Raw genomic sequence first — 21,668 nt, forward strand, 5'->3', positions numbered from 1 at the left:
AAACGTAGAAACCATCCATGAACAACAATGCTAACAATTTTAACTTCTAACGGCATGAATAAAGATGAACTCTGGCAGGCTGCCTTAGCCCAGCTCCAATTCAAAATCTCCCCCGCCAACTTTGCAACCTGGCTTAAAAACACCTTCATCCTCTCAAAAAAAGAAGGGACTCTTTTTGTTTCTGTCCCCAACAACTTCTCAAAAGAATGGCTGGAACACAAGTACAACAAAATTATCTTTCATGCGATCCGAAGCCTGGACAACGAGATTCGGGAAATCCGCTACACCGTAGAGAGGACGCAGCCAAAACCCAAGGAAACTCCTCCTCAACCAACGAGCCAAGTCCAAGAAGACCAGATGGAGTTTCCGGAGTTTAAGGTAGACCGCTCCACCAATCTCAACCCCCGCTATGCCTTTGACAACTTTATTGTAGGGGCCTTTAACGAACTGGCGCATGCGGCCTCCTTGGCTGTTGTAAAAACCCCCGGCAGCGTATACAACCCCCTCTTTGTCTACGGCGGCGTAGGACTTGGAAAAACTCACTTGCTTCAAGCGATTGGCAACCAGATTATAAAAGAATTTCCTCAAAAGAAGTTAAAATATATTTCCTCGGAGCGTTTCACGTCCGGGGTAGTGTCTGCCATCCGAAACAAGAACATGGATGCCTTGCGCTTAATGTACCGAGAGCTTGATGTCCTGATTGTTGACGACGTACAGTTTTTGGCAGGAAAGGATAAAACCCAAGAAGAACTCTTCCACACCTTCAACACCCTTTACGAAGCAGGAAAGCAGATTATCTTTTCCTCAGACCGTCCCCCAAAGGCCATTCCTGCTTTAGAAGAGCGTCTGAGGTCTCGGTTTGAGGGCGGCATGGTAGCTGACATCTCCTCGCCAGACTACGAAACCAGAATAGCAATCTTGCGAGCCAAGATGCAAGAAAAAGAGCTTGCTTTGGACGATGAGGTCTTGGACTATATCGCCTCCCACATTCAAAGGAATATACGGGAGCTGGAAGGGGCCCTGAACCGACTTGCTGCTTTCTCGCGTCTCAACTCGGGCAAGACTCCGGCCTTTGGGGAAGCAAAAACCCTGCTGCGTACGGTCATTCAAAACCCAAACAGGGTGGCTAACCCAAAGAAAATCCTTCAGGTGGTAGCTGAGTTCTACGACTTAAGAGAAAAAGATATACTGGCCCTGTCTCGAAAAAAAGAGGTGGTGAGACCCCGCCAGATTGCAATGTACCTTTTAAGAGAGGAACTTAAGGGTTCCTACCCTTTTATTGGGAAGAGGTTTGGTGGTAAAGATCATACCACCGCCATCTACGCTTGTGCAAAAATTGCAAAAGAACTTCAGGTCTCTGAGGTTTTGGTTGATGAAATCGCGTTAATACGCCAGCGCATATACAGTGGATAGATTGGGGAGAGCTTTTGCCCTCCTCTTGACGCCGCCCCGCCCCTGCTTTTCTCCACAATATTTCCCGAACAATCCACAAGAACAAATAGAAGGTATAATAAAATAATCCACACCAGTAAGTATAATAAAGATATTATACTAATGAAAACCCAGATATTAAAAGAAGGTTTAAAACGAGCCATAGCGATTGTGGAAAGAGCAACAGCCAAAACCCCAACATTACTGACGCTGGGGGCAATCTCGCTTGTCGCCGATAAAAACACTCTTGAGTTGTCGTCCACAGACCTTGAAATGGGCATTCGCTACAAGTTGTTGGCAAAGACAGAGAAAGAAGGGGGCATTGCTGTGCCCTCGCGGCTCTTCTCCCAGCTTGTGGGCGTACTGCCAGAAAAAGAAATTAACCTAAGTTTGGTGGGGGGAGAACTGAGGATTGAATCCAAAGAACACCAAACCAGCCTAAAAACCCTTTCTTTGGATGATTTCCCCATTATTCCTTCTCTTAAGGAGGGAGAGGAGGGAGTGGAGGTTGAAACCAAGGTTTTTTGTGCGGGGCTCAGCCAGGTTGTTTCAATCCCTGGGCAAAATCAGACGCGACCTGAAATCTCAGGAGTTCTCATTTCTATTCAAAAAGATGGGATGAGGATTGTTGCAACAGACAGCTTTAGGTTGGCAGAAAAAATCCTGAGTTTTAGCAAGCCCCAGCACATAGAAACCTCCTTTATCCTCCCCCAAAAGACAGCCAGAGAACTTGTTGCTATCTTTTCAGATCTCCCCGGGAAGATGAAACTCTATGTATCTCCGACCCAGGCCCTGTTTGACTATTCTACAAAAGAAGAGGTTGGACACCCCTCATTGCAGGTTGTCTCGCGTCTCATTGAAGGGGAATACCCCCACTACCAAGACGTTATCCCGCGAAACTTTGTCACAAAGGTGCGGGCCTTAAGACAAGAACTTATATCCTGCATTAAGGCAGCAGCGGTTTTTTCTGGCAAGATGCAAGATACCAAGCTGGTAGCTGACCCAAAAAAGAAAGGACTTGAGATCTCCGCAGAAAGCGCAGATGTTGGGAGACACAGCTCCTTTCTTTCGGCCGATGTAACAGGGGAGCACCTGGAGATTTCCTTTAACTGGAGGTTTTTATTGGAGGGACTTTCGAATATCAAAGGGGAGGAGGTAGAGATTGGATTTGGAGGAGAAGACGCACCAGTCCTTATGCGTCCTTTGGGCAAGGAACAGTATCTCTACGTTGTGATGCCCGTTAAGGCATAGACTGCGTTTTGAGTAAAACAGGTTCTAACATCGTCCATGAGGCGGAACCCGTAAAGCCGGATCAAAGAATTGTCATCAGGCCGACTTCTGCTATAATCTAAATATGGACACTTTTACTCTTATAATTCTCGGTTTAGCCAGTTTGCCCATAGCCGGTTTCATTTTTGTTTATATTGGACAAAAGCATGGACATAAATACAAAAGTTATTTGGGCAGTACTATTCTCTTAGGAGTAGGCGGGTTGGTTATTGGAGCTATTTCTTCTTTTGCTGTCATTTATTTGCTGTGTGCAAATGAGCCGCCTTCAAGCTTTTGTGGGCTTGAGATATTCTTCTGGTTTCCTCCTTTAACTATCCTTGGGACTAGCATAGGAGTTATTATTGGAATTATACGATGGAAAAGAGGCCCTTAAGGAAGAACAAGTTTTCCGAACTCTGAATATTTTCAACTCACCCAAAAGCCCAAAAGCTTGAAGGCCGTCCCACCCGGGGAGTCGTTACTGCTTAAACGAAATTTAAGCACTATTTATTGAAGCCAGTAGTTATGAGGGGGAGCGCCTCTTTCATGAACTGGTTCCAGATGGGAGAGGCAACAACAACCCCAGGAGCCTCTCGCATTGCCGTGTTATCATTGTTGCCGACCCACACGCCAGCAACGAGAGCGCTGGTGTACCCTATCGTCCAGGCATCTCGGTACTCTTGGGTGGTGCCGGTTTTTACTGCGGTTTCAAACCCCGGGACCAAGAGCCAAGACTTGCTTCCAAACACCGGGGCCCGTGTCTCATTGTCTGAAAGGATATTGGTAATGAGCCTTGCAACCTCAGGCTCCATAATCTGGAATGCCCCGTTCTCGTTGCGTAAAAGCTCTCTTCCCCTAGAATCTTCCACCCAAAGAATGCTCAAGGGGTATACCCTTTTTCCCTCGGAAGCGAAGACGCTGTAGGCTACTACCATGTCTAGTAAATACACCTCACCTCCTCCCAGCACCAAAGAAGGCCCATAGTTTGAGGGATCTTTGAGTGTGGTAATGCCGAGTTCTTTTGCCCTGGCAATAGCATCCTCCAATCCAGCCAATCCAAGCAGCACCTTTACGGAAGGAACATTCAAAGACTGTGCTAGGGCCTGCCTCAGAGTCACTGTGCCCCGAAACAGCCCGTCATAGTTTTGTGGGATGTATTCTTCGTTTCCCCATACTCCAAAGTTGGTTTCCACGTCTTCTACAACAGTTTCGTCGTCAGCGCCTTTTTCAAAGGCAACAGCGTACACAAAGGGTTTGAACGCAGACCCGGGCTGGCGCCCTTGAAGATACATTGCAACATTTACCTTTGGGTCAAACAGGCAGTTCTTCCCCGGAGCACATCCTTTAGGATATGGCTCCCCCGACCAGTTCTTGGAGCCCACCAGAGAGAGGATTTCTCCCGTAGAGGGGTTTATTGCAACCAAGGCTGCGTTGTACGCGTTAAAAAACTCGTTTCTTGCGGTATATGCATCCACCGCGTCCTCTGCTGTCTTTTGAAGCTCCCAGTCCAGGGTTGTTATAACTCTCAAGCCGTTCTCTCGCAAAAACTCTTCCCCATACCTTGAAAGCAGGGAGTCTAACACGGAAAGCACAAAGTGGGGGGCCTTAATACTGGCTCTCGATTCCGCAAACGCAACCTCTTTGCTCCTTGCTTTTAAAAGCTCCTCTTTTGAAACAAGATCAAGCTCTGCCATGCGAGAGAGCACAAAGTCCTTTCTCAAGAGAAGCTCGTCTTGGTGAGGGCCAAAGGGGGAGTAATAGGTGGGAGCCTTGATCATGGCAGCAAGCACCGCAGACTCTTCTAAGGTAAGGTCTGAGGCCGGCTTCTCAAAGTATGCTTGAGCTGCCGCTCCCACCCCGTAGGAGTTTCCTCCCCAGGGAATCTGGTTTAAGTAGAACTCCATGATTTCATGTTTGGAATACCGGCGCTCCAACTCCAAAGTTAAGATAAGTTCTCGCACCTTTCTGCCCAATGTTTTCTCTCTGCTCAAAAGGGTAGAGCGTGCTAACTGCTGGGTGATGGTAGAAGCCCCCTGAGCAGGTTTAAGCAAGGAAAGGTTTCGCAGCACGGCCCGCACCACGGCCTTCATGTCTACCCCAAAGTGAGAATAGAAGTTCTGGTCTTCAGCGGCAATGACGGCCACGGAGAGAAAGGGAGAAATATCATTGAGGGGGACAAACTCCCGCTTTTCATCTCCGTGTATTTCATACAAGAGTACTTTTCCTGTTCGGTCGTAGATTTTGGTTGGCCTCGCAAAGGAAACCTCGCTTAAGTTCTCTGGCCGAGGCAAATCTTTTGCGTAGTACAAAAAGACTCCACCCCCCAAGAGTAAAAGCAAAAGAAGAGAAAAAAAGAGTACCTTCCCAATGCGGAGAGCAAGAGAGGAGTTTTTTTGGTATGTTTTTTTGTAGTGGCGCTTTGCCATGGGGGTTTTAAGATGTAAGATAGCATGAAATTGCCTCTTTTACAACGAGAAAAAGTATCCTACAATAAGAGAACAAGGCCACACAGCTTCCAAAGAAATTTTATGAAAAAACTGACAACAAACGAAGTGCTCACGCGGCAGGTGGCAGAGATTCTTCCTACCAAGAAAGGCCTCGCAGCTGTAATGAAAAAGAGAAAGATTCGCCTCTATCTCGGTATTGATCCTACCGGGGGGAACCTTCACTTGGGGCATGCCATTGCTTTAAGAAAGCTCCAGCAATTTGCAGACCTTGGGCATGAGGCAATCCTGCTTGTGGGGACCGGGACCGTTCTTGCAGGAGACCCTTCCCAGCGGGATACTGCCCGCCCAACGCTTACAAAAAAAGAAATAGAGAAGAACACGAGAGATTGGAAGAAACAGGCGGGAAAGGTAATTGATTTTTCCAAGGTAAAGATGAGATACAACGGGGATTGGTTGCTTAGGCTTAAGCTTTCGGATATTTTAGAGATAGCGTCCAATATTTCTGCGGTGCAGCTGTTTCAGCGAGATATGTTCCAGCGAAGAATCAAAAGAGGAGACACCGTATGGATGCATGAAACCTTGTACCCCCTGCTGCAGGGGTATGATTCCGTTGCCTTAAATGTGGACCTGGAAATCGGAGGAACCGATCAGGTGTTTAACATGCTCATTGGGAGGGAACTTGAGCGAAAGATGAAAAACAAAGAAAAGTTTGTACTCACAGTTTCTATGATCCTTGGGTTAGACGGAAGAACCATGAGCAAGACCTCGGGCAACACAGTGAACATTGCAGACCCCCCAAAGGAAATGTACGGCAAGTTAATGACCCTGCGAGACGAGCTTGTATCGCAGTACTTTGAGTTGGCAGCCGATGTCTCGCAAAAAGAAATCACGAAGCTTAAGAAAAGACTTTCTCCGAGAGACTTTAAAGCTCGCCTTGCCAAGGAAATCGTAGCCCTGTACCACGGGGTGAAAAAGGCACAAGGAGCAGAAAAAGAGTTTGTGCGGGTGTTTCAAAAAAAGCAGCTGCCTTTACGCATACAGAAGGCAAAAATAAGCCGCCAAGGGCCCCTTCCCCTGTACAAAGCCACAGCAGAATTGTTTTCTATTTCTGGGTCAGAGGCGCGTAGAGTCATAGAGCAGGGTGGAGTAAAGATTGACGGTATGGTACAAAGAGATCCCAGCCTGGTTCTCAAGCCAAGATCCGGAATGATTATTCAACTGGGAAAAAGAAGAACTTTTCAAATTATGTAGGAGTGTAGGATCCGAACAAAATCAATTGAGCGGAACGAATTTGGTCAAGCTTCAAGGCACGAGGAGCGATGCGTATCTTTAGATACATGAGCGACGAGAAACGCAGAAGATTGGTCAAATTCGCCCGCCCTGCGGGAAGCTCGGAAATGGCCGATTTCTTCGTTGCTCCTCCTCAACGTACCTTATAGGTACACTTTTGTCGTCGCGCCTTGAAATCGTCTCATTTCCGAGCTTCTCAAGCTGATTTGTGTTCGGATCCTACACTCCAGGCGTTGAACAAAAAACCCCGGAAAATCCGGGGTTTTTTGTGTTAGTTAGCCTCTCCTCCTTCCTTGGGAGACTCAGATCCTTCCTTGGGAGACTCAGAAGAGTCGTCGCCGTTCTTGTCCTCTTGCGTGGACGTTTCGGCGTCTCCATCTCCGTCGCCATCCAACAGGGTGGCAGAAGCTGAGGATTCCTCAGAAGAAGAAGGAGTTTCCCCTTCGGGCTTCTCTTTTTCCTCTCCGTCCAAGACGGTGGAAGCCAATTTTGTTTCGTCGAGAATCATGTTTTTTTCGGTTTCCGTTTTTAGTTTTTATTAAAAGGGGCATAGCCCCCAATGTAAACGGTCAGACCTTTCACCGTCCTAGTGTATGCTATTTGTCCTTCCTTGTCAAGACTGACGAGGCAATAGCAAGGGATAGGGCATCGGCAGCATCATCTGGCCGGGGCAGGGTGTTTAACCCCAGGATGTACTGCACCATGCGCTGCACCTGTTTTTTTTGCGCCCTCCCATACCCGGTCACCGCCATCTTAGCCTGCAAAGGGGTGAGTTCTTCTAAAAGAACCTTGTTTTTGGCAGCTAGCAAAAGCACAATGCCCCTGGCTTCAGATACTGGGAGAGCAGTCTTGATATTTTTGAAAAAGTACAGTCGCTCAACACATAGGAGTTCCGGCTTGTATTTCTTGAATAACTTTTTTAGTCCCTGCTCCAAAAGCAAAAGGCGTTCCTGGCTGGGCTTGTCTTTGGGAGTATCAATGGTTCCGTGGGCGACCCAACACAACTTTGGAGTTGTTTGCACAACACCAAACCCCGTGGTCGCTGTTCCTGGGTCTATGCCAAGTATTATCATGAAACGCACAACGTAAAACGCGCAATATGAAAGCAATCAACAAGGTTTTGCGTTCCAGGTTTCATGTTGCGAGGTTTGCGTAGATTTCCTGTACCGTATCGCTTTCGTCTAAGGCCAAAAACAGCTTTTCTGCGGATGCCGTGTCTTTCTCTGAAAGGGCGACCCGCTCTTTAGGAACCCATTGGAGCGAGGCAGATTCTACCAGAATACCCCGCTCTTCCAACACTTTTTTTACCTGTTCTACTTGAGTGGGTTTTGTATAAATCTCAAGCGTACCATCTTCTCGCCAGTACATATCTTCTGCACCAGCTTCAATAGAGAGGAGCTCAAGGGCATCTTTGGGTTTATCTCCCGGGGGGAGGCTGAGGGTTCCTCTCCTTGCGAACATCCAGCGTACAGCTCCTTCTCCTGCAAGCTTTCCCTGGTTTTTCTCAAATGCCCGCTTTACCTCTCCTAAGGTTCTGTTCTTGTTGTCGGTGATGCCCTCTACCAAAACAGCAATGCCGCCCGGGCCATATCCCTCAAAGAGCACCTCTTCTAAAGCAGCTCCTTTTTCTTCCCCGGTTCCTCGTTTTATTGACCGCTCAATATTGGCGGTGGGCATGTTAACTGCGCGCGCCCTGTCTAAAATGTGCCGGAGTCGGGGATTTGTTCCAGGATCTCCGCCCCCCTCTTTTGCCGCAATATACAGTTCACTTCCAAGCTTGGAAAATATCTTTGAGCGCTGCGCCGCGGTAGCCTCTTTCTGATGCTTTACTTTTTTTGCGTGAGAATGACCGCTCATGTTTGTAGTTTGTATTCTGTAGTTTTTAGCTTGTATTCAGAGCTAGTATACAAGATATGAGATACAAAATACAGGCTAAAGAAGACCTTTTTGAGGCAGGGCAATGTTAAGGTGTTGGTATGCTCTCTTGGTAGCAATCCTCCCGCGTGGGGTTCGCTCCAGAAATCCCAGCTGCAGGAGATAGGGTTCGTACACATCCAGAATGGTTTCTTGCTCTTCTGCAACCATGGCGGCTAATGCCTGGATGCCAACCGGCCCCCCAGAGAACTTCTGGATAATGGCCCGCAGAATCTTTCGGTCGTCCGGCTCCAGCCCCAGCTCATCAATCTCAAGGAAGCCAAAAGCTTGCTCTGCAACCTTTTCATCAACCATTGGAATGTTTTTAACGGTCGCAACGTCTCTCACCCTCTTGAGTATTCTGTTCGCCACTCTTGGGGTAAAGCGGGAACGTGAAGCAATGGCAGCTATTGCCTGCGGGGAAAGCTGAACCCTAAGAATGGCAGCAGATCTTTCCACAATCCTTTCAATGTCTTTTTGCTCGTAGAAGTTGAGCTGGAAAATGGCGCCAAAGCGGTTGCGAAAAGGAGAGGGGAGCTGCGCCATCTTAGTGGTTGCAGCAATCAGTGTAAAGCGGGGGAGAGAAAGCTCCATGGTTCTTGCCATGGGGCCCTTCCCCAAGACCAAGTGAAGTTTGTAGTCTTCCATGGCAGAGTATAGGGTTTCTAGGGTTGCTCTTGGCAGGCGATGGCATTCGTCAATAAACAATACTTCTTTGTCTTGAAGATTGGTGAGCAACGAAGCAACGTCTCCCGCGCGTTCCAAAGAGGTCCCAGAGCAGAAGGTCATCTTGGCTCCCATTTCCCTTGCTATCACCTGGGCAAGCGAGGTTTTCCCAAGGCCAGAGTTGCCGTACAGTAAAAGGTGTTCTAAGGACTCCCCTCGTTTCTTTGCAGCTTCAATAATCACCCGAAGTGTTGTCTTGAGCTTTTCTTGGCCAATGTAATCTGACCACGTCTGGGGGCGGAGCGTGGTGTCGAGAAATTGTTCGTTGTCGTGTTTTTCCATATCTCTTGACCCCGCACATAACTTGTTTATATGCGGGGTTGACAGTCATTACATTATATATTATACTAGATTCGATAAAGAAACAGAAGAATCTAGATATTTATATCCATACGACCAGAATGTCAATTCAGCTGGGGACCTGGAGTTATCCGTCTTGGAGGGTGGCTCGGGTCATGCTGAACCATACCCCGGGGTAATTTCACATTTGCGTTCCAAACACCAAATGGTCCCCAGCTGAGATGACATTCATTCTGCAGTCACGCGCTCCACCTCCTGGAGCGTTGTTGTTTTCTCCAACACTTTAAGCAGGCCGTCTTGGTACATGGTCACCATTCCGGCTTTTTCTGCATACATCCGGAGTTCTGCGATGGAAGGTGACTTTGTCACAAAGGTTTCTAGGGCGTCATCTGCCACAATTGCTTCAAAGATGCCAACCCTACCTTTGTACCCGGTATTGTTGCATTCTCTGCATCCTTTGGGTTCTGACACCTCAAAAGCCGCAGGAATCTTTGGCCTAATCTCCTTGGGGAGATTTTTTAATCCCTTCTTTACTGCATCAAGTTCTTTTGCACTCGCCTTCCTGGTTTTGCTGCATGCACCGCACACTTTTCTCACCAAACGCTGGGCAATGATAAGGTTTAAGGCGGCAGAAACATTTGCTGCATTTGCCCTAAGAGAAAGAAGCCTGGCAATGGTTCCGGCAGCATCGTTCGTGTGCAGAGTGGAAAAAACCAGATGCCCCGTTAATGCTGCCTGAACGGCAATGGCAGCGGTCTCTTCGTCTCGAATCTCACCCACCAAGATAACGTCTGGGTCTTGGCGCACAATGGCTCGAAGCCCCAAAGCAAACGTGTATTGCTTGCCGGACGAAACCTGGGTTTGAGAGATTCCCCCCAAACGGTATTCAATAGGGTCTTCAATGGTAATAATCTTGATCTTGGGACTCTGCACTTCTTTTAAAAAGGCATAGAGGGTAGTGGTTTTCCCAGAGCCCGTTGGCCCAGTTACCAAAATCATGCCGTTTGGTTTTTTGATTTCTTTTTGAAACAGCAAAAGCAGATCCTCTCTTAGCCCAAGGTCTTTGACGGTTTTTAAACTCTTTGGGTTGAGCAGGCGAAGCACCAGGGATTCTCCGTGTTCAGATGGCAGAGAAGAAACCCTGATCTCAACAGGCAGAGTTTCTTTAAAAAGAAAGGTGAATCTTCCGTCTTGGGGACGGTCTGAAACATTGAGTTTAATCCCCGACAGCAGCTTGATGCGAGAAAGCAGGGCTTCATAGGTGGTTTGTGAAAGTTCAGCCACGTCGTGCAGCATGCCGTCAATCCTTGCCCGGAGTTTTGCACCCTGTTCCTCTGCCTCCAGATGAAGGTCTGAAACCGCAAGAAAGACAGCTGAGCCCAACAAGGTCATGACAAGGTGGCTTGTGTCGGCCGTTTCCCAGGAGGGGAGCTTTTCAGCTAGGTCTTTTAAGTTTTGTACTTCCTTTTGAAGTTTAAGGGCAAGTTCTTTGGGGAGAGAGATTTCCCCGGTAATCTTTTTTCGAGTTCCTACAGACGGACTCATAGCTTTGCCTTGAACGTTTCCCGCAGAGAAGCAAGGGTACCCGTGGCCGCAAACAGTACCCAGTTCCCCTTCTCTGTTCCTTTGTTGAGCGCTTTTACTTTCTCTCTGATCTCAGGCCTCTTTGACCACAGGAGCCCCCGAGTTCCCCCAGCTGCTTCAAAAAGTATGAGCAGAGAAGAGTTTTCTCCTCCACATTGTTTGAGCTCTTCCACAGCGCCCTTTAAAGCAAGAGAGGTTGCGCGGCATTCTTCAAAGTCTTTTCTTTGAAGCGAGGTAATGTACAGGTCTGAGTTTGGTTTGTATTCAACGTTGGAGATGAGTTTTTGCGAAAGAGGAGCTAAAGGAGCTGCAATCGGAGAAAGCAGCTTGCCCCTTGTCTTGCCATCTTCTACAATAATGTTGACTTCAGCATTTTTCTTGAGCGTAAAGTAGAGGGTAAGGTCCAACTCCTCTTTTTCGTACTGGATTTCAGAAATCCAAGGAGCCAAACCCTTGAGTTTTACCGCAAATGTTTTCTTTTGCTGCCCCATAATATATTCCAAACTAGCTTGTTTTCATGAAAAAGTCAATCCAAACCTTGAAACATAAAACGCAAAACATGAAACGTCCCACAAGGCATAAATCCTTTCAGAGCGTTTCTGTCCAGCAGACAAAAAAACGCGCAGCTGAGCTGGGGCGCAGAATTCTGCAGGGGCCTCTGGGCAATCACGCTCTGGTCATTGCGCTGCGGGGGAATTTGGGTAGCGGCAAGACAACGTTTGTACAAGGACTTGCAAGGGAGTTTGGGATAAAAGAAAAAGTTTTAAGCCCAACGTTTCTTATCATTAAGAGGTTTCACGTTTCACGTTCCAGGTTTCGGGAATTTTATCATATTGATTGCTATCGTTTAAAAAGCGCAAAAGAGCTTCTGGGGCTTGAGTGGAAGGAAATCATACAGAATCCCAATAATATTGTGGCAGTAGAGTGGGCAGACCACGTAAAATCCATCATTCCCAAACACGCCCTCTGGATTTCTTTCTCCCACGGAGGGAGAGAGAAGAGAACAATTCGTTTCGGACTATGAGAATGGTAGAATGAATCCATGGCACAAAAGAAGCGTCTGCTTATCATTGACGCAAACTCCTTAATTCACAGGGCTTTTCATGCCCTGCCTCCTTTAAGCACAAGCAAAGGGGAGATGGTAAATGCGGTGTATGGCTTTTTGCTGGCTTTTTTTAAGGCCATCAATGAGTTTCATCCAGACTATATTGCAGCTGCCTTTGACCACCCTGCTGTAACGAAGCGAGAAAAGAAATTCAAGGAATACAAGGCAAAGCGGGAGAAAGCGCCAGATGAGCTGTATGATCAGATTCCCAGGGTAAAAGAGGTGTTGGAAGCATTTCACGTCCCTGTGTTTGAGAAAGCAGGATTTGAGGCAGACGATATCATTGGAACCGTGGCAAAACTCGCCCCCCAAAGGCAAGCAGTTCCTCCATTGGAAACCATAATTCTTTCCGGAGACATGGATTTGCTGCAGTTGGTTGATAAAAACACCAAGGTGTACGCCATGCGAAAAGGGATTCAGGATTCTGTGCTCTTTGACATTAAAAAGGTGCAAGAACGCTTTGGTGTGGGCCCCGAGTTGGTTGCAGACTGGAAGGGGCTACGCGGAGATCCTTCAGATAACATTCCGGGTGTAAGGGGAGTAGGAGAAAAAACCGCAACCCAACTGCTTTCTTCTTTGGGCTCTTTGGAATCTTTGTACTCTGCCTTGAAAGCAAAAGAAGAGATTCCCGGTGTTTCTGCAAAGCTTAGAGAAACTCTTTTGGGAGAGAAAGACATTGCTTTTTTAAGCAAGGAGTTGGCCATCATTGAACGGGACGTTCCCCTGGATTTTAGCTTGCCGGATCTTGCCTGGCAGGGGTTTGACAAAAAAGAAGCAGAAAAGGTTCTGTTACGTTTTGAATTCCGCACGTTAGCCTTGCGCATACCAGACGTTGGAGAAAAAATAGAGAAACAAAAAGAAGCTTCAGAAGAGGACCGCGTTGAAGAGAAGCTCAAGCGCTTGTATGAGGAAGGCGTCTTTTCAGAAAAGGTGTATGAAATGGAGCAGGAACTTTCTCCGGTACTCCGAATGATGGAGAAAACCGGAATTCAAATTGACAAGAAGTTCTTTGAAAAGCTTTCAAAAGAGTTAGATAAGAATTTGCAGAAGCTGGAAGCCAGCATCACAAAAAAAGCAAGAACTGCGTTTAACATCAACTCCCCAAAGCAGCTGTCTGAAGTATTGTTTGAAAAACTCGGGCTTTCTCCGAGAGGATTGCACAAAACTCCAGGCGGGGTTGTTTCCACTGCATCCTCTGAGTTAGAGAAACTCAGAGACAGCCATCCTGTGGTGGCAGAAATCCTCAGCTACCGGGAGTTAGCAAAGCTCCAGAATACGTACGTTGTTCCTTTGCCTCAGCTAGCTGACAAGCAGTCGAGAGTGCACACGCATTTTGACCAGCTGGGAGCTGCAACCGGGAGATTGTCTTCTGCCAACCCAAATCTCCAGAACGTTCCTTTGCAGGGAGAATGGGGGCAGAAGATACGTCGCGGCTTTGTTGCAAAGAAGGGATTTGAGCTTGTTTCCCTGGACTATTCTCAGGTAGAGCTTCGCATTGCATCTCACATTGCAGGAGAGGAGAAGATGCAGAACGCCTTTCTGGAGGGGAGAGACATTCACCGGGAAACCGCCGCAGCGGTGTTTGGAGTAAAAGACAAGGATGTTACTCATCAAATGAGATTTAAGGCAAAGGCCTTAAACTTTGGGGTTCTCTACGGCATGGGGGCCCGCGGCTTTTCCCAATCAGCCGGCATCCCATTTGAGGAGGCGCAGGATTTCATTGAAAACTACTTTGTGCAGTTTCCCCACATTGCAAAGTACATGCAAGATACCATTGAGTCAACACGAGAGCTCGGGTATGCAGAAACCCTGTTTGGCAGGAAGCGCTATCTTCCCGACATTCATTCCAACACTCCGCATATTCGTGCTGCTGCAGAACGGGTTGCCATCAACCACCCGATTCAAGGAAGCCAAGCCGACGTCATTAAGATGGCCATGGTGAAGATTGTAAAAGAGCTCTCTTTGCAACAAGAAGAATGCCGCATGCTCCTGCAGATTCATGATGAATTGTTGTTTGAGATACGCAGTGATATAGTAAGAAAGCGAGCAAAAGAGATTAAAGCGCTCATGGAAAAAATAGTTTCCCTCAAGGTCCCGTTGGTAGTAAAGGCAAGTTCGGGGCAAAGCTGGGGAGCCCAAAAAAGCATTCCATGACCCCTGTTAGAAGTTCAGCCACAAAAACACAGAGACCATCTATGAACAACAATACTAACAGTTTTAACTTCTAACAGGGTGAAATTCTCCATTCAACTTGCAGTCATCCTCATCATCGGCCTGTTGTTCTTGGCCTCGTTAATTTCCATCTACTTTGCCCTGGGCGAAGAACAGACCATACCCCTGATCTTAGTGGCATCAGCCAACATCGTGGCCGTCATTTTTCTTACTTTTTTGATTACCAGGGGGATCATGCAGCCCTTAAAGCACATTCGGGAAATTATGAAACGGGTAGGAGAGGGAGATCTCACCAAGCGTATTAACTTTAGGGCCACAAAGGAGATGGAGCAGGTTGGAGGGGCCTTCAACGACATGATCTCCAGGCTCTCCAACGCGAGGCAAGAAATTGAAGATGCTAACAAGATTTTAGAACAGCGGGTAAAGGAGCGCACCCGGCAGCTCCGAGAGCTCGCCCTTTCCTTAGAAGGAAAAGTGCAAGAGCGCACCAAAGAACTTGAAGAGAAGGTAAAGCAGCTTGAGCGCTTCCAAAAGCTTGCCGTGGGGAGAGAGCTGCGCATGGTGGAGCTTAAAGACGAAATTCGCGCGCTTGAAGAGCAGCGCTTAAAACACAAACCTTCAAATAATGGTTCAGCAACAAGAAAAAGAGAACCCAAAAACACTTAAGGACCAGACAAAAGAGCTTGAGGAAACCAGGGCTGCCCTCCTTAATATGTTAGAGGACACCGAGGAGGCTAGGCGTGAGGCCGAGGAGGGCAAGAAGCGAACGGAACTCATTATTAAGAATCTGTCTGACGGGCTTTTGGTATTTGACGCAAAAGGCACCCTGGAGATTATGAACCCCTATGCAGAGCACCTTTTTAAAACAGAACAGGCAGCAGTCCTTCAAAAGAGCGTACAAGACCTCAAAACCTTCCCTGCCTTCAAGGAGTTAGCAGAGCTCTTAGGGGAGAAGCGAGGCCAGATTTTCAGAAAGGCGCTGAACATTGGAGAACAGACCGTAGTTGAGGCAACAAGCACTCCTTTTCAGCTAGGAAGAAGAGCTCCTGGCGTCATGGTTACGCTTCACGATATAACCCGCGAGCGCGAGATTGAGAGAATGAAAAGCGATTTCGTGTCTCTGGCAGCCCACCAGCTTAGAACCCCACTGACCGCCATTAAGTGGTCGACGCAGATGCTCTTGGACGGAGATGCAGGCAAGCTTGCAAGAGAGCAAGAAGAACTTTTGAGAAAGTCCTCTCAGTCAACAGACCGTATGATTCACCTAATCAACGATCTCTTGAATGTGACAAGGATTGAGGAAGGCCGCTATCTCTACCAGCCCTCATTTGAGCAGCTAGGCGACATTGTCAAAAGTATGGTACGATCATATCGGGACACGGCAAAACAAAAAAAGATACGTCTTGAGCTTAAACTCCCCAAAAAAGAGATTCCTCTAATCTTGCTGGACGTGGAGAAAATCCGGCTGGCAGTGCAAAACCTTTTGGAAAATGCCCTCCACTACACCCTTCCAGGGGGCAGGGTGACAGTACGGGTTTCGCATGATACAAAAGAAGTGCTGGTTTCTTTAACGGACACGGGTATTGGTATCCCCCAAAAGCAGCAGCCTCGGGTTTTTGAGAAGTTCTTTCGGGCAGCCAATGCGCGCAAGGTAGATACGGAGGGCTCGGGCCTCGGGCTCTACCTGGTGCACAACATCGTGGAGGCGCATGGAGGAACAATATGGTTTGAATCAGAGGAAGGGAAGGGAACCACCTTTACCTTTTCTTTGCCCATCAAAGAAGAGACTACTAAGTTTAAAAAAAAGTTTTAACATATGAACCATTCGCGTAGCTTAAAACCATATATTTCTTACTAGCGCGCAAATATGGCAAAGATTCTCATTATTGAGGACGACAGGTTTTTGAAAGAACTCATCACGCAAAAGGTGAGGCAAGCAGGGTATGAGGTGGTGGGAGCAATGGATGGGGAAGAGGGGCTTACATTGGCAGGTGAAGAGCTTCCCAACCTCATTCTTTTAGACCTTATCTTACCTACCATGGATGGGTTTGAGGTATTGCGTAAACTCAAGGAGCAGGAAGCCACAAAAAACATTCCTGTCATTATCCTTTCTAACCTGGGACAGAAAGAAGATATTGATAAAGGAATGCAGCTTGGGGCTATAGACTATATGGTAAAAGCGCACTTCACTCCTGGGGAAATCACTGAAAAGATAAAAAGCATTGTGAAGCAGTAGATAGATTCCATGCTTCTCTTGCTGTATGGTCCCGAGACCTATCTTGCCAGAATAAGACTCCAGGAACTCAAGGAACAGGCTCGGGCCCAGGGCGCATTCATTTTTAACATTGACTGCAAGGAAGCTAATCTAAGAGAGGTATTCCAAGAATTGAATACCCCTTCTCTTTTTGATTCTAAAAAGTTCCTGGTGCTGCGACATCCTTTTGGACTAAGCCAATGGGGAGAAAAAGAATTTCAAGATGCTCTTTTAAAAACAGATCCTCATACCCTAGTTTTTATGGCAAGAGAGGAGAAGAGGACCGACCCCTTATTCAAGTTTCTTTTAAAGCACGGGAAACTTGAGGAATTCCCAAAGCTCAAGGGTTCACAACTCAAGAGTTGGATAGCAGGCGAGCTTAAAAAACATACGGTCTCTTTTGCACCCGGAGTAGATGATCTTTTGCTGTTCTCTTGCGGGGATGATTTGGAGCGCCTTTCCAGGGAAGTTGCAAAGCTCGCAGCTTTCAGGCGTTTCTCTTTAAAAAAGCAGATAACGAAAGACGATGTGCTATTGCTTGTAAGCCAACAGCTAGAACCGAAGATTTTTTCCACCATTGATGCGATTTCAGCAAAAGACAAAAAAGGTGCAACCAAGCTACTCCAAGAGCACTTGAACAAGGGAGAGGCGCCCCTCCAACTCCTTTCGATGTTTGCCTGGCAGTTTCGCCTGCTTCTTTCCATAAAAGACTTGGAGGCAAGGGGAGTTTCAAGACAGGAGATTACAAGGAAACTCAAACTTCAAGCATTTGTGGCTCAAAAGAGCTTTGCTGCAACACAACGTTTTTCTTTAGAAGAATTAAAAGAGTTATACAAAAAAGTATTCTCCTTGGATCTGGCATTTAAAACCAGCAAGGGGAATCCAGACCAGTTGCTCTATCTATTCGTAGCAAGCGCTGGTGCAAAAGAAAAACAGCGGCCCTAACCGCTGATTTTCTGGAGGAGCTTGGTCAGGCGCGACTTCTTTCTGGCAGCAGTGTTCTTTTTGATGATTCCCCGCTTTGCTGCCTTGTCAATTGCTTTGTAGAGTTTGGGGAGAAGTTTTACTGCCTCCTCTTTTTTTTGTGCACTGGCCAGTTTCTTTGTTTGCTTCACCAGGGCCTTCATGGCGTTCTTTCGTTTTAAGTTTCTGATTTTCCCCCTTACATTCTGGCGCAGCGCCTTTTTCGCAGACTTTGTTATTGGCATATTTTACAAGGTAGCATCTTTCCTCTCCTTTATCAAGTCCCGAATCTCGGCTGCACGTTCAAAGTCCAGATTCCCTGCAGCAATCTTCATTTCTTTTTTAAGGAGCTGAGGGTCATCAAGACCCGCAAATTCTGCTGCAACTTCTTTTTCTTTTTGCCCAATCTTCCAGTCTCGAATTTCTTTTACGATAGGCAAAGGGGTTATGGCATGTTCTTTGTTGTATTTCTCTTGGATGGCCCGCCTTCGTTTTACTTCCTGTATGGCATTTTTCATAGACAGAGTTGTTTTGTCTGCGTACAAGATGACCCTTCCTTCCTGGTGTCTTGCTGCTCTTCCCATGGTTTGAATTAAGGTGGTCTCGTTTCTCAAAAACCCTTCTTTGTCTGCATCCAAAATGGCAACCAGGGCAACCTCTGGGAGATCAAGGCCTTCTCTTAAAAGGTTAATGCCGACAATGGCGTCGAGCTCTCCCTTTCTCAAACTCTGAAGAAAGGCAGGACGCTCCAAGGTTTTTACTTCTGAGTGGAGCCATTGGATTTTGAGGCCCTGCTCTGCAAGGAAACTTGCGATTTCCTCTGCCAACCTCTTGGTTAAGGTGATAACCAGGGCGCGCTGTCCCTTTGCTTTTAACTCTTTTAATTCTTTGGTCAGGTCTTTAAGCTGGTTCTTGGTTTTTTTGATTTCAATCTCTGGTTCCAAGAGGCCGGTGGGGCGGATGAGCTGCTCCACAATATATTCCTGGCCACCCTCCTTAATGGCGAGATCCTGTTCAAACTCTCCCGGGGTGGCAGAAACATGGATTCTCTGTTTTGTTTTGCCAAAGAATTCCTTGAAGTTTAAAGGCCGATTATCCACCGCAGAAGGAAGGCGAAACCCAAAGTTAATCAACGATTCTTTTCTTGCCCTGTCTCCCACCGACATGGCGCGCAGTTGGGACAGAGTAAGATGGCTTTCGTCTAAAAATACAAGGAAGTCATCTGCGAAGTAATCGAGCAAGGTGAAAGGAGGCTCTCCCGGGGCGCGAAACTCCATGTGCCGAGAGTAGTTCTCAATGCCGTGGCAGTACCCGGTTTCCTCAATCATTTCCAGGTCATAGTTTGTCCGTTGCTCCAAACGTTGTGCTTCTAGGAGCTTGTTTTGTTTTTTTAGTTCGGCCAACCTGTCTTGCAGCTCTTTTCTAATATTCTGCATTGCAATCTTGAGCTTGTCTTCTGAAGTAATCCAGAACTTTGCAGGATAGAGCTGGTAGGTTCCCTCCCACGCTTGGTATACTGGATTGAGATGGTCTTCGGCGGTTACAATACTCTCTATGGTGTCGCCGCCAAACTCCACCTTGAGGACTTCTTTTCCTGTAACCAAGAAAACTTCAACAACTGGGCCACGGACCCGGAACTTGCCTGGGGTAAAGTCAATATCGTTTCTCTCATACTGTAGGGTTGTTAAAGCAAAGAGAAACTCTTTTCTTTTGAACCTTTGCCCCTGCGCAATGCCCAAGGAAACTTTTTGGTATTCTTCTGGGTTTCCAATGTTGTAGATGCAAGAGACCGAGGCCACTACGATAGAGTCGCGGCGACCCAAGAGATCCTGTACTGTCTCGTGTCGCATGCGATCTAGGGTTTCGTTAATCTGTGCGTCTTTTTCAATGTAGGTGTCGGTCTGGGGGATATATGCCTCGGGCTGGTAATAGTCATAGTAGGAAACAAAGTAATGGACTGCATTGTTGGGGAAGAACTCTTTGAATTCTTGGTAGAGCTGGGCAGCCAAGGTCTTGTTGGGGGAGATGATAAGGGCGGGTCTTTTTGTTTTTGCAATAACATTTGACATGGTAAAGGTTTTGCCACTTCCTGTTACGCCCAAAAGCACCTGGTTTTTAGCGCCAGACTTAAGGTTCTTTGCCAGCTTTGCTATGGCTTGCGGCTGGTCGCCGGTCGGACGGAATGTTGATTGTAGGTTAAACTGTTGCATGAAAGAAGCTATGGACGGTTTGCCTGCCCGCCGAAGCCCGAGGGCGAAGGCGGGAAATTGGAAACTAACTGAAAATCCATGCTAGAATAGAACCATGATTTCTTACCTTAAAGGAAAAGTCATAGCCCAAGGCCCAGATTATATCATAACAGAGACCGGGGGGGTAGGGTACAAGGTTTATATAGCAGAGAGCCGCCTTTCTTCTTACCCCGTGGGCAAGGAGACGGAGCTGTACTGTCATTTGCATATGAAACGAGAAGAAACCTTAGAGCTTTACGGCGTGGAGTCGCCTCAGGCGTTGGAAGTGTTTGAAACTCTAAACAATATTTCTGGTATTGGGCCAAAAGCTGCTTTGAACATTGCTTCCTTGGGTACCATGGAGCAGTTAAGGGGGGCAGTTGAAAAAGGGGATGCAAGCTATTTTGCCAAGGTTCATGGGATAGGGCAAAAAAGGATACAAAAGATTATCCTGGAGCTTACCGGAAAGCTAAAAAGCCTGGACCAACAAAAGAATGGCAGACCAGAAGAAAAAGAGGCAGTAGATGCCTTGGTTGCTTTGGGATTTTCTCGGAAAAAGGCAAAGGAAGCGCTCTCTGAGATTTCTTCTGAAATCTCCCCTGTGGAAGAACGGGTGAAACAGGCCTTACGCCACATTCGCATATCTCCTTAATGAGATTAAGGATGCCTTAACGAGAGTAAGGATAGCTTTGCATGCTGAATATTCTTAGAAAAGTTACCCCAAAGTTTCTCTTGAGCTGGTACCATTTTGTGTGGGCGTTAGCCGGGGCTTTGGTGTTCCGCTTTCCTGCCCGTGGCATGGTTGTTATTGGTGTGACAGGAACCAATGGGAAGTCTACCACTGTGGACATGATTTCCCGTATTTTTAAGGAAGCTGGTTTAAACAGCGCCTCCATGTCTTCGGTTCGTTTTCAACTGAAAGATACAGAGTGGCGAAATACCATGAAAATGACCATGCCAGGGCGTTTTGTCATCCAACAGTTCTTGCGCCAGGCAAAGACTAAGGGATGCACTCACGTGGTTTTAGAAGTGACGTCAGAAGGAATGCTCCAACATCGCCACCGCTTCATACCCTTTCACACCGCCGTCTTTACCAATCTTTCGCCAGAACACATTGAACGTCATGGTTCTTTTGAAAACTACAAGAAAACAAAAGGCAAGCTCTTTTCTCTTGCACAGGGAGTGCATGTTATCAATATAGATGATAAGCATACCCCATTCTTTCTTAAGTTCCCCGCACAAGAGATATATACCTATGGCATATATCCTAAACGAGATTTAGGAATTCCTAAATCTCGTTTGAGCACCACACATATTCAAGGAGAAGATGTGAGAGAAAATGGGGGGCTGGATTTTAAAGCGCTGGGAACTAAATTTCATTTAGGACTTCTTGGTAGGTTTAATGTGTACAATGCTTTAGCTGCAATTGCAGTGGCACGATCTCAGGGAATCTCTCTTAAAGTTTGCAAAAATGCCCTAGAGAAAATGCAGGTGGTTCCAGGAAGAATGGAAGAAGTGATTTCTTCCCCCTTTCGGGTGGTGGTAGATTACGCCTTTACCCCGGCTGCCTTAGAAAAAGTATACGAAACGCTTAAGCCCGCTTCTGGAAAGTTGCTCTGTGTTTTGGGAGCAGCCGGCGGAGGACGGGATGCTTGGAAACGCCCTATCTTGGGTAAGATTGCATTGCAACATTGCAACACAGTCATCGTAACAGATGAGGATCCGTATGAAGAAAACCCAGAGAAAATCATGGATGAGGTGATTGCGGGGGCCAAGGGAGAAGCAGAGAAGGTGCAAGATAGAAGGCAAGCTGTTGCAAAGGCATTGAGCATGGCACAAGCGGGAGACACCGTTGTTATTACCGGAAAAGGGTCTGAGGATTCCATGGCAGTTAAGGGAGGAAAGAAAATTCCTTGGGATGATAGAGAAGTGGTTAAAGAGGAGTGGACGAAACTCAAAGAACGTGGTACGCTTTGAAGGTATTA

Annotated in this window: 21 protein-coding genes; 12 read left to right on the forward strand and 9 right to left on the reverse strand. The window is 47.1% G+C overall.

The features are described 5' to 3' along the window. The first annotated feature begins 27 nt into the window (after window positions 1-27). The 3 genes from dnaA (at window position 28) to IH982_02900 (ending at window position 3,094) form a co-directional block, all read left to right on the forward strand. A complete protein-coding gene (dnaA, locus tag IH982_02890) occupies window positions 28-1,413 on the forward strand; it encodes a chromosomal replication initiator protein DnaA (GenBank protein ID MCH7828776.1) in 1,386 nt (461 codons plus the stop codon). 141 nt (window positions 1,414-1,554) lie between these two features. Then, window positions 1,555-2,682, forward strand: a complete 1,128-nt coding sequence (gene dnaN, locus IH982_02895) for a DNA polymerase III subunit beta (protein ID MCH7828777.1) — start codon at window positions 1,555-1,557, stop codon at window positions 2,680-2,682. A 103-nt stretch (window positions 2,683-2,785) separates the two neighbouring features. Then, the gene (locus IH982_02900; GenBank protein ID MCH7828778.1) at window positions 2,786-3,094 is read left to right on the forward strand and encodes a hypothetical protein; all 309 of its coding nucleotides are present in this window, start codon (window positions 2,786-2,788) and stop codon (window positions 3,092-3,094) included. 109 nt (window positions 3,095-3,203) lie between these two features. Here IH982_02900 and IH982_02905 read toward each other — a convergent pair whose 3' ends face one another. Continuing rightward, window positions 3,204-5,126 carry a transglycosylase domain-containing protein gene (locus IH982_02905; protein ID MCH7828779.1) on the reverse strand — a complete coding sequence of 641 codons (1,923 nt, stop codon included), beginning with the start codon at window positions 5,124-5,126 and terminating at the stop codon, window positions 3,204-3,206. Between the two features lie 102 nt (window positions 5,127-5,228). On the opposite strand from IH982_02905, the gene tyrS reads away from it, so the two are divergent. Continuing rightward, window positions 5,229-6,398 (forward strand): tyrosine--tRNA ligase, encoded by a 1,170-nt coding sequence (gene tyrS, locus IH982_02910; GenBank protein ID MCH7828780.1) that lies wholly within the window; start codon window positions 5,229-5,231, stop codon window positions 6,396-6,398. A 310-nt stretch (window positions 6,399-6,708) separates the two neighbouring features. Here tyrS and IH982_02915 read toward each other — a convergent pair whose 3' ends face one another. The 6 genes from IH982_02915 to IH982_02940 form a co-directional block, all read right to left on the reverse strand. Then, window positions 6,709-6,945, reverse strand: a complete 237-nt coding sequence (locus IH982_02915) for a hypothetical protein (GenBank protein ID MCH7828781.1) — start codon at window positions 6,943-6,945, stop codon at window positions 6,709-6,711. Between the two features lie 88 nt (window positions 6,946-7,033). Further along, window positions 7,034-7,510, reverse strand: coding sequence for a crossover junction endodeoxyribonuclease RuvC (gene ruvC, locus IH982_02920; GenBank protein ID MCH7828782.1), 477 nt, complete (start codon window positions 7,508-7,510; stop codon window positions 7,034-7,036). 61 nt (window positions 7,511-7,571) lie between these two features. Beyond that, window positions 7,572-8,294, reverse strand: a complete 723-nt coding sequence (locus IH982_02925; GenBank protein ID MCH7828783.1) for a YebC/PmpR family DNA-binding transcriptional regulator — start codon at window positions 8,292-8,294, stop codon at window positions 7,572-7,574. A 75-nt stretch (window positions 8,295-8,369) separates the two neighbouring features. Continuing rightward, window positions 8,370-9,359 (reverse strand): Holliday junction branch migration DNA helicase RuvB, encoded by a 990-nt coding sequence (gene ruvB / locus IH982_02930; GenBank protein MCH7828784.1) that lies wholly within the window; start codon window positions 9,357-9,359, stop codon window positions 8,370-8,372. A gap of 246 nt (window positions 9,360-9,605) precedes the next feature. Beyond that, a complete protein-coding gene (locus IH982_02935; protein MCH7828785.1) occupies window positions 9,606-10,922 on the reverse strand; it encodes a type II/IV secretion system protein in 1,317 nt (438 codons plus the stop codon). Next, window positions 10,919-11,452: a hypothetical protein gene (locus tag IH982_02940; protein ID MCH7828786.1), complete on the reverse strand. Its 534-nt coding sequence runs from the start codon at window positions 11,450-11,452 to the stop codon at window positions 10,919-10,921. The genes IH982_02935 and IH982_02940 overlap by 4 nt, the downstream gene beginning before the upstream one ends. Before the next feature lie 26 nt (window positions 11,453-11,478). Between IH982_02940 and tsaE the strand changes: the two genes are divergently transcribed. The 6 genes from tsaE to holA all read left to right on the forward strand — a co-directional run bounded on the left by tsaE (window position 11,479) and on the right by holA (window position 17,437). Further along, on the forward strand, window positions 11,479-11,985 hold the full coding sequence (gene tsaE, locus IH982_02945) for a tRNA (adenosine(37)-N6)-threonylcarbamoyltransferase complex ATPase subunit type 1 TsaE (GenBank protein ID MCH7828787.1): 507 nt from the start codon (window positions 11,479-11,481) through the stop codon (window positions 11,983-11,985). Between the two features lie 18 nt (window positions 11,986-12,003). After that, window positions 12,004-14,220: a hypothetical protein gene (locus IH982_02950; GenBank protein MCH7828788.1), complete on the forward strand. Its 2,217-nt coding sequence runs from the start codon at window positions 12,004-12,006 to the stop codon at window positions 14,218-14,220. A gap of 78 nt (window positions 14,221-14,298) precedes the next feature. Further along, window positions 14,299-14,904 (forward strand): HAMP domain-containing protein, encoded by a 606-nt coding sequence (locus tag IH982_02955; protein MCH7828789.1) that lies wholly within the window; start codon window positions 14,299-14,301, stop codon window positions 14,902-14,904. Then, window positions 14,864-16,051: a PAS domain-containing protein gene (locus IH982_02960; GenBank protein MCH7828790.1), complete on the forward strand. Its 1,188-nt coding sequence runs from the start codon at window positions 14,864-14,866 to the stop codon at window positions 16,049-16,051. The genes IH982_02955 and IH982_02960 overlap by 41 nt, the downstream gene beginning before the upstream one ends. A 54-nt stretch (window positions 16,052-16,105) precedes the next feature. After that, window positions 16,106-16,474 carry a response regulator gene (locus IH982_02965; GenBank protein ID MCH7828791.1) on the forward strand — a complete coding sequence of 123 codons (369 nt, stop codon included), beginning with the start codon at window positions 16,106-16,108 and terminating at the stop codon, window positions 16,472-16,474. Between the two features lie 9 nt (window positions 16,475-16,483). After that, entirely contained in the window at window positions 16,484-17,437 is a 954-nt protein-coding gene (holA, locus tag IH982_02970; GenBank protein ID MCH7828792.1) for a DNA polymerase III subunit delta, read from the forward strand. On the opposite strand, the gene rpsT is transcribed toward holA, so the two are convergent. Further along, window positions 17,434-17,700 (reverse strand): 30S ribosomal protein S20, encoded by a 267-nt coding sequence (gene rpsT, locus IH982_02975; protein ID MCH7828793.1) that lies wholly within the window; start codon window positions 17,698-17,700, stop codon window positions 17,434-17,436. The two genes, holA and rpsT, sit on opposite strands and share 4 nt — an antisense overlap. Window positions 17,701-17,703: 3 nt before the next feature. After that, window positions 17,704-19,665: an excinuclease ABC subunit UvrB gene (gene uvrB / locus IH982_02980; protein ID MCH7828794.1), complete on the reverse strand. Its 1,962-nt coding sequence runs from the start codon at window positions 19,663-19,665 to the stop codon at window positions 17,704-17,706. A gap of 94 nt (window positions 19,666-19,759) precedes the next feature. Here uvrB and ruvA point away from each other — a divergent pair, with 94 nt between their 5' ends. Together ruvA and IH982_02990 are read left to right on the forward strand one after the other, a co-directional pair. Continuing rightward, the gene (ruvA, locus tag IH982_02985) at window positions 19,760-20,335 is read left to right on the forward strand and encodes a Holliday junction branch migration protein RuvA (GenBank protein MCH7828795.1); all 576 of its coding nucleotides are present in this window, start codon (window positions 19,760-19,762) and stop codon (window positions 20,333-20,335) included. A 41-nt stretch (window positions 20,336-20,376) separates the two neighbouring features. Further along, the gene (locus tag IH982_02990) at window positions 20,377-21,660 is read left to right on the forward strand and encodes a UDP-N-acetylmuramoyl-L-alanyl-D-glutamate--2,6-diaminopimelate ligase (GenBank protein MCH7828796.1); all 1,284 of its coding nucleotides are present in this window, start codon (window positions 20,377-20,379) and stop codon (window positions 21,658-21,660) included. Window positions 21,661-21,668 lie beyond the last annotated feature (8 nt).

The sequence above is a fragment of the Patescibacteria group bacterium genome, from assembly GCA_022563395.1.
In the GTDB taxonomy this organism is placed as follows: domain Bacteria; phylum Patescibacteriota; class Minisyncoccia; order Minisyncoccales; family UBA10102; genus 01-FULL-49-22b.